Below are 14806 nucleotides of genomic sequence, written 5' to 3'. Positions count from 1 at the left end.
TGCTACCACGAAACAGGGCCGAGGCGGTCGATGAAGATGCCCGTGGGGCCGTCGGCGTCGATCGTCGCGAGCTCGATGAACGGGTCGGTGCCCTCGGTGACGGTGAGCTGGCCGCGGTGCGCGTTCATGTCGGTCGCCGCGAACTTGCCGTTGGCGACCTCCCCGGGGGTGACGAGGTTGAACTTGATCTCCGGGATCGCCTGGGCGTACCGGACGGTGATCATGTTCAGGGCCGCTTTCGAAGAGGTGTAAGCGAGTTCGTGCATCTTCGAGATGCCCTGCGCGGGGTCGGTGACGACCGCGAACGAGCCGCCGCCGCTCGACACCATGACCACGCGCGGGTTCTCGGCCGCCTTGAGCAGCGGCAGGAACGTGTGCGTGACGCGGACCGGCCCGTACACGTTCGTGTCGTAGACGCCGTGCAGTTCCTCCACTGTGGTGTCGGCGGGGTTGACGAAGTGCCCCGGCGCTCCGGCGTTGTTGATCAGCACGTCGAGCCGGTCGGTGTGCTCGCGCACGAGCCGTTCGGCGGCGGCGATCGACTCGTCCGAGGTCACGTCGAGGGGCACGAGCACCACGTCGGTGCCGTCGGCCGCGAGCTTGTCGACGGCCGCTTGACCGCGCTCGATGTCGCGCGAGCCGAGGAACACCTTCCAGCCCATCTCGCCGAGCCGGCGGGCCGCTTCGAGGCCGAGGCCCTTGTTGGCCCCGGTGATCAGGACGGTGGTGTGTGACATACCAGTCTTGTTCGCGCTCATCGTTTGACTTCCTTCTCGCTCCGGTGGAAATTTGGGCTTGCACTTTCACTGACGGACGGCGGCGAGGAAACCAGACAGGTGAGCGGAAAGAATTTTTCGGCGGCGGTGTTCGAGCAGCACAGGGCCCATCTGCGCACGGTCGCCTTCCGGATGCTCGGGTCGCTGAGCGAGGCCGAGGACGCCGTCCAGGAGGCGTGGCTCAAGGCCGACCGGGCCGGTGCCGACGGCGTCGAGAACCTCGCCGGGTGGCTCACCACCGTGGTCGGCCGGGTGTGCCTCGACCAGCTCCGCTCGCGCAAGTCCCGCCGTGAGGACACGCTCGAGGGCCAGGAGTCCGCGCCCGAGGTCCGCGTCTTCCGCCGCGTCGACCCTGAAGAGGAAGCCGTGCTCGCCGACTCGGTGGGCCAAGCCATGCTCGTGGTCCTGGACGCCCTCTCGCCGGTCGAGCGGCTGGCGTTCGTGCTGCACGACATGTTCGGCGTCTCGTTCGCCGACATCGCGCCGATCGTCGAGCGCAGCCCCGAGACCACCCAGAGACTCGCGAGCCGGGCCCGGCAGCGCGTGCGCGGCAAGGAGACTGCGGCCGACGGCGACCGGATGCGGCGCTACCGCGCGGTCGACGCGTTCCTCCGCGCCGCCCGCGACGGCGAGTTCGAGTCGCTGCTCGCGCTCCTCGACCCGAGCGTCACCCTCCGCCTCGACGGGCGGGCCCTGCGCATCAGCCCGAACCCGGCGGCCTTCGGCGCGCACGCCGTGGCGACCACGTTCAACGGCAGCGCGATGCTCGCGCACGCGGTGCTCCTGGACGGCGAGGTCGGCCTGGCGGTCGTGACGCCGCGCGGCTCGCAGCTCCTCATGGTGATGACCCTGGCCTTCGACGGCGACCGCATCACCGCGATCCACGCGGTCGCGGACGAGCAGCGCTTGGCGCACATGGCAATCACGGTGCCGGAGGGTCACTGACTCACCGCGCAGGGCGAACCTTGGATCAAGATATTGACATGTGGCAACCCCTTGCCTAAGCTCGGTGGACAAATCGCGTTTATCTCGCATTTCAACCCTGCGTAGCGACGCGACGACCAGCACGGGCCGCGCCCGAACGGGCGCGTCCCGCACCGAGCGACTCCCGTGAAGGAGCGAGAGCACATGGCAAGGACACGAACCAAGACCGCGGTCGTGGTCGGCGTGAGCGGCCTCGTGGCCGCAGCGACCACAATGGTCGCCATGACCACCGCGAACGCCGACCCGACGGCCGAGCCCGCGCAGGACGGCGCGATCTACGCCGCCCCCGACGGCACCGACGGCGCGGCCGGAACCGAAGCGGACCCGACCACCGTGGCAGCCGCCATCGCCAAGGTCGAACCGGGCGGCACGATCCTCCTGAGAGGAGGGACCTACGAACTATCGGAAACGGTTGCCATCGAACCCGGCAACGACGGCACCGCCGCCGACCGCACCGAGCTCTTCGCCTACGAAGGCGAAGCCCCGGTCCTCAACTTCTCTGCGCAAGAAGAGAACTCCGCGAACCGCGGCCTCGCCATGGGCGGCGACTTCTGGCACGTCAAGGGCATCACCGTCGAGCACGCCGGAGACAACGGCATCCTCGTCGGCGGCAGCGACAACATCGTCGAACGCGTCGTCACCCGCCACAACGCCGACTCCGGCCTCCAGCTCTCCCGGTACACAGCTGGAGCCCCCGAAGCGGAGTGGCCCGCGAACAACCTCATCGTCTCCGTCGAATCCCACGACAATGTGGACTCCGACGGCGAGGACGCCGACGGGTTCGCCCCGAAGCTCACCGTCGGCACCGGCAACGTCTTCCGGTACACGGTGTCGCACAACAACATCGACGACGGCTACGACCTCTACACCAAGGGCGACACCGGCCCCATCGGCGCGGTGACCATCGAACACTCCCTCGCCTACGAGAACGGCACCCTCTCCGACGGCTCCCAGGCCGGCGCGGGCGACCGCAACGGCTTCAAGCTCGGCGGCGAGGACATCGGCGTCGACCACGTCGTCACCGGCTCCATCGCCTACGACAACGGCCAGCACGGGTTCACCTACAACTCGAACCCCGGCTCGATCACCATGGGCGACAACGTGAGCATCGGCAACACCGAGCGCAACTTCAACTTCGACGAGGGCACGCACCAGTTCAGCGGCAACACCTCGTGCGACTCGGGCGACGAGGACCGCATCGTCGGCACCGACGACGGCACCAACCAGTTCTGGGAGGGCTCGAACGGCCCCCGCTGCGCCGACTACACCGGCGAACTCGACTGGAGCTTCGCCGCGGACGGCAGCCTTGTCGTGACGTTTCGTGCCGCATGATTTCGGCTTTTCAGGGCAAACCCCTATAGTTGGACATGCCAACGCGAACAAGGGGGAATCACCATGGGTTTTGCGGACAAGTTCAACGAGCTGAAGGACATGTTCACGGGGGCCGTCGACGACGTCAAAGGCAAAGCCGAGGAGATGATCGGCGGCGTCGCTGACGCCCCGGTCGACCAGCTCGGCGAACAGGTCGGCGGCGCAGCCGAAGACCTGCAGGGCCAGGCGCAGGAAGGCGTCGAGAACGCGCAGGGCCAAGCGCAGGAACACGTCGAAGGCGCCCAGGGGTCCGTCGAGGACTTCCGGAACCAAACCGGTCTCTGACCGGGCGAAAACGGGCGGGCGGATCTGGTGGATCCGCCCGCCCTCGCGCATTCGTCAGCAGCGCAACAGCTCAACGCCTCGACTCAGCGGGTGTTGAGCGTACCGCAAAGGCGCACATAGTCGCCGAACGCGTCCTCCACGCCCTGGATCGACAACCCGTACCGCGACAGCGAGTACTCGTGCCGCCGGTCCCGCTGCGGACGCGCGAGCACGTTCTCCAGGTTCGCCGCGTCCTTGTCGGTCCACTTCGCGTCGATCGCCTGGTACAGCTTCGGCACCTCGTTCACCGGGTCCGAGTTCAACCGGTGGTAAGGAACGTCGATAATGGACTCCGAAGGCAGCGTGATCCGCGACTGACGGCCCCGCTCGATCGACTCCACCAGCATGTTCAACGCCACCTCCCCGATCTCGTCCAGGTCCGGGCGCTTCTGGTACAGCGACCACGAAGTCTCCATAAGCGAGCACACCGAACCCATCACCGTGGTCGGATCACGGTGCGTCCAAACGAACTTCGCGTCAGGGAACACCTTGCGGATCACGTCGAGGTCGTTCAGGTGCGCCGGGTACTTCAGCGTCCACCGCTTCGGCTCGCGCCGGAACTGCAGCACCTGCAGCGCCCGCTTCAAGTACACGTAGTCGTCCGTGTAGTCGCGCTGGCCCAGCCACTGCTTGTACTCGGGCAGGGCCGCGCGCAGCGCCAGGTGGTACGTGCCCTGCGGCAGGATGAACATCGACTCCTCGGGCGCCTTCACCCGGATCGGGTGGATGACCTCCCACGACGGCGCGAACCTGACCATCATCCGCGCCCCGGACTCCATGGTCTTGATGAACTTGTCCGTCTCGGCCGGGTCCACCGGCACGTCGGTCCGCATCATCTCCCACAGCAGCGGCCCCCGGTGGTCGTCCGAGGCCGCGAGGATCTTGTGCGCCAACGTGGTCGCGGTGCGAGGCAGGCCCACCACGAACACCGGGGCGACGATCTTCTCGTCGGCGATCTCCGGGAACTCCTGGAGGCGCTGGCGGATGCGCAGTCGGTTCTCCAAGCGCCCCTTGGCGTCGAGGAGTCCGGACTGCCAGCCGAACGGCGTCAGCTTCGGCTCGTCGGCGAGGCATTTGAGGTGGAAGCCGAGGTCGGCGATGAACCGCTCCTCGCCCGCGACCGACCACTTGGTCGACTCCTCGACCTGCGCGACGGTCTTCTCCCACGTTTCGAGCGGCCGCTTCCGCCCTCCCGTGGTGGGTCTGAGCATGGCGTTCACGACACTGGCGGTAAAGGTTGTCCGGCTCATGAAGGGTTCCTCTCGAAGCGCAAGGCCCGCAAGGCGTTAGCTGGCACCGACAGACTACCTCCGGTAGTTTCCGATGGCGAGGGACGCTCGCCTACCACCTCAGTGGACGGACAACCCGCCGTCGACGAACACCGATTGCCCTGTCACATAAGCGGAGGCGCGACTCGCGAGGAATACGGCCGCGCCCGCGAAGTCCTCTGCGAGGCCGTTCCGGCCGACCAGTGTGCGCTCGGCCAGCGCCGCCACCTTCTCGGGGTCGGAGGCCAGGCGCTCATTGAGCGGCGTCATCACGAACCCGGGCACGAGCGTGTTGGCGGTGACGCCCTGCGGCGACCACGCCTCGGCCTGCGATCGCGCGAGGGATTCCAAGGCGCCCTTGGAGACCCCGTACGCCCCGCTCTGCACGAACGCCCTATGCGCCTGCTGCGAGGTCACATGGATGATCCGCCCGAATCCGCGCGCGGCCATGCCCGGCCCGAACCGCTGGCCGAGGAGGAACGGCGCTTCGAGGTTCACGGTCATGGTCTGGTCCCAGACGTCCTCGCCGATCTCGCCCATCGGCGGCCGCAGGTTGATCCCGGCGGAGTTGACGAGGATGTCGGGCTCCCCGAACGCCTCGACGGCCGCTTCGGCTGCGGCCCGGATACCGTCCCGGCCGCTCAGGTCGCCGCTCACCCAGGCGGCCTGGCAACCGTGTGCGGTCAGCTCGTTTACGGTGGCGGCCAGCGCCTCTCGCCCGCGAGCAACGACCACGGTCTTCGCGCCCGCACGGGCAAGCGCGGTCGCGATGGCCTTCCCGATCCCGGAGCTCCCGCCGGTCACGACGGCGACGCGGCCTTCAAGGGAGAACAGTTCACCGAGGTAGTCGTGTGCGCTCATCCCCGAACCCTAGATCCCGCCCCGCTAGTCGACGACAAGGAGCCGCGCCCCGCTCGCGGTGCTCGACCGGTGCGGTTCGACGTCGTCGCCGACCTGGTAGCTGCTGCCCGCTTCGATGGTGACCACGCTGCCGTTGCCGAGTTCGGTGGTCAGGGTCCCTTCGAGGACGAAGAGGAGGTGCCCGCGGTTGCACCAGTGGTCGGCCAGATATCCGGGGCTGTACTCGACGATGCGCATCCGGGTCGCACCGAACTCGCGGGTGCGCCATGTCGCGGTGCCGGTCTCGCCCGCGTGCTCGGTGGGGGTGATCGACGACCAGTCGGTGGTCCCGAAGGGGAGCTCTCCAATATCCATGCGGGGACCTTATGTGCGGGACGGCTGTGGCGCGAGGGCTTTCCCACCGGCCGGTAGCCCGGCGCTCCCGGAGGCCGCGACGGTGAAGTCGACCTTGAGTGCGAAGCGCTCGGCGACGTAGGCGCTTTCGGTGTGCTCCAAGGGTTTGCCGTCCTGGTCGAGGATGGTCCGGACTTCGACGAGCATGGGATGGCCGGAGGGCACGCCGAGTTCGCGGCCTTCCTTGCCTGCGCTGCGGGCGGTGAGCAGTGAGGAACCGAGGTCCGGGCGGTGCCCGAGGTCGCGCAGCGCGCGGTGCAGCGACCCGTGTTCGAGGTCGGTTTCGAGGAGTGCGGCGAGTGCGGCGGGGAAGACGGCGTGCTCGATCGCGACGGGCTGGTCGTCGAGGTACCTGACGCGGCTGATCGCGACGACGGTCAGCGGGGGTTCCGCCTGGTCGGGGTAGAGCGCCGCCCGTTCGTTCGGCTCGGCCGCCCGGACCGATGCCGCGAGCACGCGCGAGCGGGCGGTCTTTCCTTCGGCGATCGCCTGGTCGTGGAAGCTCAGGAGCGTGCCGACGGGTCGGGAGGCGGCGGCGCGGCGGACGAAGCTGCCGCGTCCGGGCACGCGTTCGAGGAGGCCGTCGCGTTCGAGTGCGGCGAGCGCGGCCCGGACGGTCATGCGGGCGACGCCGAACTCCTCGGCCAGACGGGTTTCGGGCGGGAACGGGTCGCCGTCGGCGGCTTCGGCGAACCGGCGGCGAAGCTGCTGCTCGATGCGCTGGTAGAGCGGCGGCGACTTGGCCATGAGTGCGTCTCCTCACGGATGGCGGCGATCTGTCTAGACATCATGATGTTAATCAGTCTATGCTGTCTAGACAATTTCTGGATCGGGATTGAGAAGGAGTTCGCCATGCCCGTCGCACCGATTGAGGCCGCTCGCTGGACCGGCCCGCTGCCGACGATCGCCGAGGTCGCCGCCATGATCGACCACTCGCTGCTGCGGCCCGAGCTGACCGCCGCCGACGTCGCGGCCGGTCTCGCCACCGCCCTCGAATACCGCACGGTCTCGGTGTGCGTCCGTCCCGCCGACGTCGCCACTGCCGCCGCGACCCTCGGCGGCAGTTCCGTCGCGGTCGGCACCGTGGTCGGCTTCCCGCACGGCAGCGGGACGGTCGCGGCCAAGGTCCAGGAGACGGCCGAAGCGATCGGCTCCGGGGCGGGCGAGATCGACATGGTCGTCAACATCGGCCGGCTCCGGAGCGGCGAGACGCACTATGTGGAGGATGAGATCGCCGCCGTTGTTGAAGCGGCCGCGGGCCTTCCCGTGAAGGTGATCGCCGAGAACGCGTACCTGTCGGAGCCGGAGAAGATCGCGGCGTACCGCGCGACCGAGGCCGCGGGCGCGGCTTATGTCAAGACGAGCACGGGCTTCGCGCCCGGCGGGGCGACCGCCGCCGACATCGCCCTGATGCGCCGCACGGTCTCACCTCGTGTCGGTGTCAAAGCCGCTGGGGGAGTTCGCACCCTCGATGTCCTGCTCGAACTGCATCGGCTCGGGGCCACCAGGTTCGGTGCCACTGCGACCGCTGCCATCCTGGACGACCTGGGGGCAAGGCGAGGCCGGTCGGACTCCACCTTGTCCGACCGGCCTCAGGGCAAAGTCTAGAAGTCGAAGCGGCTCGGATCGGCGACCAACGCGCGGGCGTTTTGCTCGATCCAGGGGCACCACTCGTCGCCTTGCCAGGCGCCGCGCCAGATCACGGGTTCGGCCGGGTCGTCGCCGAAGCGGCAGACTTCGTGCGGTCCCACGCCGTCGTCGCAGTCGACGCGGTAGGTGTCGGGCGTGCCCGGGGGAGAAGCGACGTAGATGACGGAGAACTCGGCGCGGTAGCGCCGGAACTTGCCGAGGCAGTGTTCGCCTTCGGGTTCGGCTGGGTTTTCGTCGGCCGGGTCGGCGAAGGTCGTTTCAGCCACGGCAGAACCGGACCGTGTGGAAGGCCTTGAACGCGTTGTTGCGCGCCCACTCGCGCCACTCGGGTGAAGCCGAGCGCCATTCCTCGTTCCAGGTGGCGTGGAGGTTCCCGGAGCTGAGGCCGGAGACCACCAGGATCGGATCGGACTGGTTTCCCTTGGGATGCACCTGGAACGAGTCGGGCGCTGAGGAGCTCGAGGTGCGGACGACGAAGACGCGGCGCCCATCGCTGAACTGGCCCCGGATCAGAGGGTCCGGGATTGGCTGGTTCTTGTCAGGCTTCGGCTTCGCGGCTCGGTTGTACATCGCAACCTCCATTGCAGAGAGTGTCGGATAGCCGACAGTGAGATTGCCGGGGAACCCGCAAAGGGCCCACCAGATGCCCTGCGGGGCAGCGCCTCCCCGGCAATCTCACCGCTCGCGAGCCGGGAGGTGACCCGCGATGAGACCAACATAAGCCATGTTTCGGCTGGTCAATAGGCATGCGGCTCTTTAAATGTCGTCGTTCAGCGATGGTGTCACAATGCCGATGCACAATATTTGAACGAAAATATTGTGCGACGTTGTTGTGCACGAAAATTGGTTGCTGTGTCGGAGGTTTTCCCTGCGCCGCAACATGGGATCATCGATTACCACCAGTCATCGACCCAGCGCAGGGGAGCAACGCTATGGGGTCTCATCGATACTCGGACCTCATTGAGGCGTTCGTGACGGCCGAGTTGATCGCGATCCGTGAGGAGCGAGGCTGGTCCCGAACCAGACTTGGCGGAGCGATTGGGAAGCACGCCAATACGATCCGAGGATGGGAGATCGGGGATCGGCTTCCCGACAAGGCCAATGTTGCGCTCATCTGTCGAACACTCCAGGTGGAAGCTGCACGAGGCGCCTTCCTGGAACATGTCATCGAACAGCTCAATGAGGGGCCCGACCTCATCTCTGACCTAGACAAGCGCAATCTCTTCATCGTCGAAAGCGCTGAACGTCGTTACGGCGAGATCATCAAATGGGACCCGCTGTTCCTCTCCGGGTTGATTCAAACCGAGGCCTATCACATGAACGAGGGCGGCGAGCCGGTCGAAGGGCCTGCGCTCCAGGTCAAGTACTGGCTCAGGAAGGAGCGCCGTCAACGAGCATTCTTCGGGCGAACCGATGCCCCTCGAACTAGGTTCCTCGTGCCCGCCGGGGAAGTGCTGGCATTCAAGCAGCTCAGCCTGGCCGAGCAAGAGGCGCAGATCGACCGGCTTCTTGAGATCGATGCCCTGCCGAATTGCGAGGTCCATGTGGTCGGCAGGCCCTTCGCGGCCACTCATGCCTTCGATATTTTTCGCGGGGCTGGACGGGCGGGAGCTGGACCGGACTTCGTCTATGTTGAGACGCTCGACCAGAGCCGCCACATCGTCGATGAGGAAAAGATCGGCTTGTATGATCGTTTCTCCAGCGTCATGTTGGATGGCGCGAGGCGAATCGGAAGGTTTCTCGCTGATGGTCGAGTTCACCAACTGGCGGAAGAGCTCCCGGAGTAACAACTCCGGTCAGTCTGACTGTGTGGAGGCTCGGAACACGGCCGCTGGGTTCCAGGTTCGGGACTCCAAGCTCGGGCATGACTCCCCTGTCTTCGATCTGACCGCCTCGGACTTCACTGGCCTCCTTCGCGTCGCTGACCGCGACTGACCGGCCAGGTCCCCGTAGATACCTCGCCCCCGTCCTCCACCTGGAAGGCGGGGGCGCTTCATGTCCTTTGAATCCCTGAGGCCAGCTTTGAGGGACGGTATATATAGGACGCTTTGCGCGCGCAAAGTGGCAGTCCAGAGCGCTACTCGCCATCGGATTGCCTGGATCCATGCCGCAGGAGGCGCACAGGATGCCGTTCGTAGGAAACGAAACCGCCGACCGCTGCGAGCGGCGAACCGGAAAGCAGCGACTCGCCGTATTCGCCACGGGCCTCGCGGTGGCCTCGGCCCTGACCGCGGCGATCGCGGCTCCCGCTTCGGCAGCCGAGACCACCATCAAGCAGACGAACACGGTCACCGAGGCGCAGGCCAAGGCAGGCGAGATCGTCTGGGTGGACGTGGCGTTCACCGACGTTCCCGACCCCGAACCCAACGGCGGCGTCGGCACCGTCCTCTTCCAGCGCATCGACGGCTACACCGACTTCCCGTGGAAGTACGTCGACGGTATGCCCACCTTGGACATCCCGGATGCGGACCAGGAGAAGGTGTGCGGCCCCGACATCGCGGGAGACCACCCATACCTCATCGAGGACAGCGGTCTCGTCTGCGAGATCCACGAAGGTTCCTTCACGTACTCGATCCCGGTGAAGATCCTCAAGGACATCCCTTGCGGGAAACCGATCCTCCCCTGGGACGCCCACTATTCCGAAGAGCGAGGGGCTCACCTCGGCGAGGCCAAGGTCGTGCCGTGCGCGGCTCCCGAGACCGGTGACGGCAGCCTCGCCCAGGCCAGCAGCGGCATGGGCAGCATGATCGGCTGGTCCGCGATCGCCCTGATCGCGCTCGCCGCGATCGGCGCGGTGCTGTGGCGTCGCCGTGTGCACGCCTAGCAGCCGCCAGTGACCGAAGACGAGAACGGGCGCAGCCGACCGGGCGGCGCCCACCGCCGTGCGGCGGGATACCGGAACGGACGCCAGCCCGGCGTGGGCTCGCGTCCTTCCCGGTATCTCGCCGCAGGCACCCCCCGGATCTCACAGCGGCCCGCTGTCGACCGGTCGCGGACCCGCCAACGCCCCGAACCCGAGCCGGCCCCCGTGCGCCGCGTTCCGCAGCGCAGCCTCGGCACGCGGCTCCGGCAGGTCTGGGGCCCCCGTTTCGCCCTCCTCGGAAGGGCTTGCGGCCCAGCGCTGCTCGCGTTCCTGAGGGGCTGCTTCGCGCATCCGCTCATCAGCGCCTCGGTCGCGATCTCGGTGATCCTGGCACTGATGTTCCTTCCCTCGCAATCGGACCAGGTGCACCCGCCTCCGCCCCCGCCGTCGAAGCCCCTCGCCGAGGTCGCCAGCCTTCCCGGCGATTGGCCCGCCGAGGTCACGATCCCGCGGATCAAACTCAAGGCTCCGATCTCGCCGTCCGGAGTGGACGAAAATGGCGCGGCGGAAGTGCCCGCGCTCGACGAGCCCGGGGCGGTCGGCTGGTTCGAATACGGTCCCGCGCCCGGCGAGACCGGTTCGGCGGTGCTGCTGGGCCACCGCGACGCCAGCGCTTCGACCGCCGCGTTCTACTACCTCGACCGGCTGAAGAAGGGCGACGACATCACGGTCACCCGCTTTGACGGGACGGTCTTGCGGTTCAAGGTGGAGGACACCGAGGTCGTGGAGAAGTCGAAGTTCCCAACCGAGGTCGTGTACGGGAACGCCGGACGCCCCGAGCTGCGGCTGGTGACCTGCTACGGGCTCTTCGACAAGGGCACGTACCCGAAGAACCTCATCGTGCACGCCGTGCTGACCGGCACGCCCTGAACCTGAGCTGGAACGCCCGCGCGGCCCGGGTTCACAGCCGGGCCTGCCACCCGGTTCCCTTGGGGCGCTCCGGGGCCCGAACCCAGACCGCCAGGCCCAGGAATCCGGTCCACACCCCGGCGCCCAACGGCAGCCACCACAGCCACGCTCGTTCCAGGGGCGGGCTGTCGTAGAGCTTGCCGAGGAAATGCGGGGCGTACCAGACCGTGACCGTCGAATACGGGTACGGGCACCCGACTCGGCAGTGCAGGCGGCCCAGGTACTCGCCGGTGTCGGCGTCGGTGACCGGAATGCTGCACGGAACCGTGGTCGGTCCGCTGGAACCTCCACCTCCGAACAGGTAGGCGGTGCTGCCCGTGCCGGTCTCGGTCCCAATGCTCACGTAGTCGCCGCAGTCGCTGTTCTCGTGACCGGCGACGGCGTCCTCGCGGACGCCCCAGTGGTAGTTCGCCAGCTGATCCGGTCCGTTGCCGGCGAAGAACACCCACATCAGGAACCACGAGAGGGCGGTCAGCAGGCCCGCGCGGGCCGGTCCGGCCTTGAGCACGACGCCGAACGCGACGAGGATCAACACAGCCGGGATCAACAGCGGCAAGACCATCGGCGAGCAGTACCAGGAGTACTCGCCGCTGTCGAAGCGGCTGCTGCTCAACCACAACGACAGGCCGATCGCCAGGCCGCTCACGACGGCCCAGACGGTGACGCGGGTGTCGGGCGACCACAGCGGCGGGTCGTCCTCGGGGCGGAGGGGAGGAGTGCTCATGGCTTCGATGCTAGGGCGGCCCGTCCACTCCGGACTCCGCAGCGGTTGCGGTCGTGCCTGCGAGCGGACCAACGCGTTTGCGGGCCTTGCGGCAGCCACCTACCCTTGTGGAACTCTCTCAGCTCACCTGCCCCTCAGGAGTTCCGATGGAACAAGCCCTCTACATCGCCGTCCTGTTCGCCTACGGCTACACGATCATCCTGTCTCTGGTCGCGGAACGGCGCCAGCGGGCGAAGATCGACTACCACCCGCATCAGGTGCACCCCGACCACAGCATGGGGAGCCATGTGGCCGAGCTGCTCCTGCACCGCATGGTGTCGTTGATCCTGACGTCCTCGGTCACGGTGCGGCTCTACCTGTTGAACGGCGATCCGGCGACGTGGCTGGCGATCACGCTCACGGTGGTCACGGTGATCCCGACGGTCCTCGTCCTGTTCCCGGTGCGGCGCATGGCCTGGGAGGACATCACTGCTTGGGCCGTGCCCGCCTACGGGAAGGCCATCGCGACGGTGCTGCTCTTGTGCGTGCTGGGTCTGTGGGCCGACCAGGTGGTGCGGGTGGTCGACCTGTTCCGGTAAGCGGGGCGGGCCATGAGGCTCGCGGCCATGGACTACACACCCCGGGGCCCGGCTACACCTTTGCGTCCCAGTCGATGCGGTGGCGTTGGATGGGGCCCTGGGTCTTCTCGGGGTTCATCACGGCCTTGATGAACAGGGGCATGATGAGCGGCAGGATCGCCTGCGCCACTGGCCCGGGGGCCTTGACCGAGTTGGCTTTCGCGCCCATGGCGGCGACCCGTTCGACCCTGTTGCGGCGCAGACGTTCGTAGGCGGTGAAGGCCGCTTCGGGTTCGTCGCGGTCGCGGAGGCAGCGGGCCAGCTCGATGGCGCTCTCGATGGCGAGGGAAGCGCCCTGGCCGGTGCTGTTGGAGGGGGCGTGGACCGCGTCGCCGACGAGGACCATGCGGCCACGGTGCCAGCGGGGGACCGGCGGCATGAGGTGGAGCGCGCCGCTGGCCTGCAGCGTCGCGGGATCAGTCGTGCGGAGCAGGTCGGCTCCGGGCGAGTCGTCGCCGTAGACCTCGCGGAGCCGCGCCATCCACTCCTCGTTCGAGGTCCGGCGAACCTCCTTGAGTGTCAAGGGTTTCGGGAAGGGGAGGTTGACGCCCCAGTGGGTGCGTCCGTCCTGGAGCGCGCCGTACAGGTAGTACCCGCGCTTGCCGAACGCGAAGGTCATGATGCCCGCGTCGAGCGGCACCCGGTGGTCGGCGATCGACTCGAACCCGAGCATCCCGGTGTACTTCGGGCCCGGGTTGGCCGGGTCGATGACGGCCCGGACGGCGGAGTGGACGCCGTCGGCGCCGATGAGCACATCCGCTTCGGCCTCCGTCCCGTCGTCGAAGAGCGCGGTGACCGAGCCCGCGCTTTCGCGGGCGCCGGTCAGCCGCTTGCCGTACGCGAACCGCACGCCCAGTTCCGCGGCCCGGTCGTGCAGGACCTGGTAGAGGTCGGTGCGGTGGAGCAGCTGGAGCGGGCCGACGTCGGGGAGGCCCGGGATGGTGAACCGCTTGCGGTCGCCGATGGTCATGTCCATGCGGTGGACCGGTTGCGCGGCGGCGGCCACCGCCTCGGCGGCGCCGATGATCTCCAGGGCCGCGAGGCCGTTGGGCGCCAAGGCGAGCGTGCCGCCGACGCCGTCCGCGCGGCTCGGGTACGCCTCGTAGACCGTGGCCTCGATACCGGCCATGCACAGGGCCGCGGCGGTGACGGGTCCGGCGATGCCGCCGCCGATGACGGCGGCGGTCCTCACTGTGGTTGACATGGTGCTTCCTTCCTCAGGGTTCGGTTCATGAACCGCCGTGGCAGGAGCGTGAGGCCCGGTTATCCTCGTGGTTGTCGCCTCAGGGCCGGATCTGCGCTCTCGCAAAGGTCGGTTCTGGGTTGTCGCGGTTCCGGCGGCGGCGCTGCAACGCCGCCACCGGAACCGCACTTACTCGCGTTGACCGTCGAGGCTCCTTTCTGCCAGGTCGGCCAGTGCTTCGGGGATCTCCCCGGTGGCGTGGAACGCGCGCCAGAGTCCGAGATCGGGGAATGCGCCGGAGGCGAGTTCTTCGCCGAGCGCCTGCGTCCAGGCCAGGTCGGCCTCGGTGAGCGCCAGTTCGTGCTCGCCTTCGATCTGGAGGAGCCGCGGCACGCTTCCCTCATATGCCGCAAAGGATTCGCGCAGGTCGGTGACGCGCTGTTCCAGGAGGGCGGCGCGCTGGCCCAGGAGTTCGATGACCTCGTCGGGGGTGATCACGGAGGCGACGGAGAGGCCCGCGCGGAAGCGGGCGGGGTCGGCCTCGGTGGCGATCAGTTCGCGGGCCCAGTCGACCATTTCGTTCCAACCGGTCTCGGTGATCCGGTAGACGGTGCGTTCGGGCCGGTTGCCTTCGCGGCTGGTCCCGGCCGCCTCGATGAAGCCGTGCTTCTCCAGGCTCGCCACGATCGAGTAGAGCGAACCCCATTTGACCTGCATGTCACGGTCTTTGCCCCAGGCGCGGAAGGCGCGCGCCATCTCGTAGGGGTGCATGGGGCGGTGGGTGAGGGCGGACAGGACCGCCAGCGCGGTCAGGTTCGACACCTTGCGGCGCGGGCTGCGTTTCGCGGCCATCGGACTCACCTCGAATCAATACTCGTCTTCG

General features: G+C 67.8%; 19 protein-coding genes. 9 read left to right on the top strand and 10 right to left on the bottom strand.

Going from position 1 to position 14806, the window contains the following annotated elements; translation table 11 throughout:
• Window positions 1-2: 2 nt before the first annotated feature.
• Window positions 3-758 (bottom strand): SDR family NAD(P)-dependent oxidoreductase, encoded by a 756-nt coding sequence (locus ACZ60M_RS07295; RefSeq protein WP_465415633.1) that lies wholly within the window; start codon window positions 756-758, stop codon window positions 3-5.
• A 78-nt stretch (window positions 759-836) separates the two neighbouring features.
• Here ACZ60M_RS07295 and ACZ60M_RS07290 point away from each other — a divergent pair, with 78 nt between their 5' ends.
• From ACZ60M_RS07290 to ACZ60M_RS07280, 3 genes are all read left to right on the top strand, one after another.
• Window positions 837-1721, top strand: coding sequence for a sigma-70 family RNA polymerase sigma factor (locus ACZ60M_RS07290; RefSeq protein WP_465415632.1), 885 nt, complete (start codon window positions 837-839; stop codon window positions 1719-1721).
• 183 nt (window positions 1722-1904) lie between these two features.
• Window positions 1905-3092 (top strand): right-handed parallel beta-helix repeat-containing protein, encoded by a 1188-nt coding sequence (locus ACZ60M_RS07285; RefSeq protein ID WP_465415630.1) that lies wholly within the window; start codon window positions 1905-1907, stop codon window positions 3090-3092.
• Between the two features lie 63 nt (window positions 3093-3155).
• Window positions 3156-3416 (top strand): hypothetical protein, encoded by a 261-nt coding sequence (locus tag ACZ60M_RS07280; RefSeq protein WP_465415628.1) that lies wholly within the window; start codon window positions 3156-3158, stop codon window positions 3414-3416.
• 83 nt (window positions 3417-3499) lie between these two features.
• On the opposite strand, the gene ACZ60M_RS07275 is transcribed toward ACZ60M_RS07280, so the two are convergent.
• The 4 genes from ACZ60M_RS07275 to ACZ60M_RS07260 form a co-directional block, all read right to left on the bottom strand.
• Complete coding sequence (locus tag ACZ60M_RS07275; RefSeq protein WP_465415626.1) at window positions 3500-4705, bottom strand: sulfotransferase family protein; 1206 nt, start codon at window positions 4703-4705, stop codon at window positions 3500-3502.
• Between the two features lie 99 nt (window positions 4706-4804).
• A complete protein-coding gene (locus ACZ60M_RS07270; protein WP_465415624.1) occupies window positions 4805-5584 on the bottom strand; it encodes an SDR family NAD(P)-dependent oxidoreductase in 780 nt (259 codons plus the stop codon).
• 24 nt (window positions 5585-5608) lie between these two features.
• A complete protein-coding gene (locus ACZ60M_RS07265; protein ID WP_465415623.1) occupies window positions 5609-5938 on the bottom strand; it encodes a DHCW motif cupin fold protein in 330 nt (109 codons plus the stop codon).
• A 9-nt stretch (window positions 5939-5947) separates the two neighbouring features.
• Window positions 5948-6724, bottom strand: a complete 777-nt coding sequence (locus ACZ60M_RS07260) for a GntR family transcriptional regulator (protein ID WP_465415621.1) — start codon at window positions 6722-6724, stop codon at window positions 5948-5950.
• A gap of 105 nt (window positions 6725-6829) precedes the next feature.
• On the opposite strand from ACZ60M_RS07260, the gene deoC reads away from it, so the two are divergent.
• A complete protein-coding gene (deoC, locus tag ACZ60M_RS07255; RefSeq protein ID WP_465415619.1) occupies window positions 6830-7585 on the top strand; it encodes a deoxyribose-phosphate aldolase in 756 nt (251 codons plus the stop codon).
• Here the strand turns inward: deoC and ACZ60M_RS07250 are convergent.
• Complete coding sequence (locus ACZ60M_RS07250; RefSeq protein WP_465415617.1) at window positions 7582-7893, bottom strand: hypothetical protein; 312 nt, start codon at window positions 7891-7893, stop codon at window positions 7582-7584. The two genes, deoC and ACZ60M_RS07250, sit on opposite strands and share 4 nt — an antisense overlap.
• Window positions 7886-8197 (bottom strand): hypothetical protein, encoded by a 312-nt coding sequence (locus ACZ60M_RS07245; protein ID WP_465415615.1) that lies wholly within the window; start codon window positions 8195-8197, stop codon window positions 7886-7888. Before ACZ60M_RS07245 ends, ACZ60M_RS07250 begins: the two co-directional genes overlap by 8 nt.
• A 401-nt stretch (window positions 8198-8598) precedes the next feature.
• On the opposite strand from ACZ60M_RS07245, the gene ACZ60M_RS07240 reads away from it, so the two are divergent.
• The 4 genes from ACZ60M_RS07240 (at window position 8599) to ACZ60M_RS07225 (ending at window position 11360) form a co-directional block, all read left to right on the top strand.
• On the top strand, window positions 8599-9414 hold the full coding sequence (locus tag ACZ60M_RS07240) for a helix-turn-helix domain-containing protein (protein WP_465415613.1): 816 nt from the start codon (window positions 8599-8601) through the stop codon (window positions 9412-9414).
• Window positions 9314-9562 (top strand): DUF397 domain-containing protein, encoded by a 249-nt coding sequence (locus ACZ60M_RS07235; protein WP_465415611.1) that lies wholly within the window; start codon window positions 9314-9316, stop codon window positions 9560-9562. Before ACZ60M_RS07240 ends, ACZ60M_RS07235 begins: the two co-directional genes overlap by 101 nt.
• A gap of 190 nt (window positions 9563-9752) precedes the next feature.
• Window positions 9753-10451 (top strand): hypothetical protein, encoded by a 699-nt coding sequence (locus ACZ60M_RS07230; protein ID WP_465415609.1) that lies wholly within the window; start codon window positions 9753-9755, stop codon window positions 10449-10451.
• Window positions 10452-10460: 9 nt separating this feature from the next.
• Window positions 10461-11360, top strand: coding sequence for a sortase (locus ACZ60M_RS07225; RefSeq protein WP_465415607.1), 900 nt, complete (start codon window positions 10461-10463; stop codon window positions 11358-11360).
• 31 nt (window positions 11361-11391) lie between these two features.
• On the opposite strand, the gene ACZ60M_RS07220 is transcribed toward ACZ60M_RS07225, so the two are convergent.
• The gene (locus ACZ60M_RS07220; RefSeq protein ID WP_465415606.1) at window positions 11392-12123 is read right to left on the bottom strand and encodes a hypothetical protein; all 732 of its coding nucleotides are present in this window, start codon (window positions 12121-12123) and stop codon (window positions 11392-11394) included.
• A 146-nt stretch (window positions 12124-12269) separates the two neighbouring features.
• Between ACZ60M_RS07220 and ACZ60M_RS07215 the strand changes: the two genes are divergently transcribed.
• A complete protein-coding gene (locus ACZ60M_RS07215; protein ID WP_465415604.1) occupies window positions 12270-12701 on the top strand; it encodes a hypothetical protein in 432 nt (143 codons plus the stop codon).
• 52 nt (window positions 12702-12753) lie between these two features.
• Here the strand turns inward: ACZ60M_RS07215 and ACZ60M_RS07210 are convergent, their stop codons facing one another.
• A complete protein-coding gene (locus ACZ60M_RS07210; RefSeq protein ID WP_465415602.1) occupies window positions 12754-13944 on the bottom strand; it encodes an FAD-dependent oxidoreductase in 1191 nt (396 codons plus the stop codon).
• A 168-nt stretch (window positions 13945-14112) separates the two neighbouring features.
• Window positions 14113-14775 (bottom strand): PadR family transcriptional regulator, encoded by a 663-nt coding sequence (locus ACZ60M_RS07205; protein ID WP_465415600.1) that lies wholly within the window; start codon window positions 14773-14775, stop codon window positions 14113-14115.
• Window positions 14776-14806: the final 31 nt, after the last annotated feature.

This window comes from Glycomyces sp. NPDC050141 (assembly GCF_055586545.1).
Note: the sequence above shows the minus strand (reverse complement) of the source record. Positions and strands in the feature narration are given on the sequence as shown.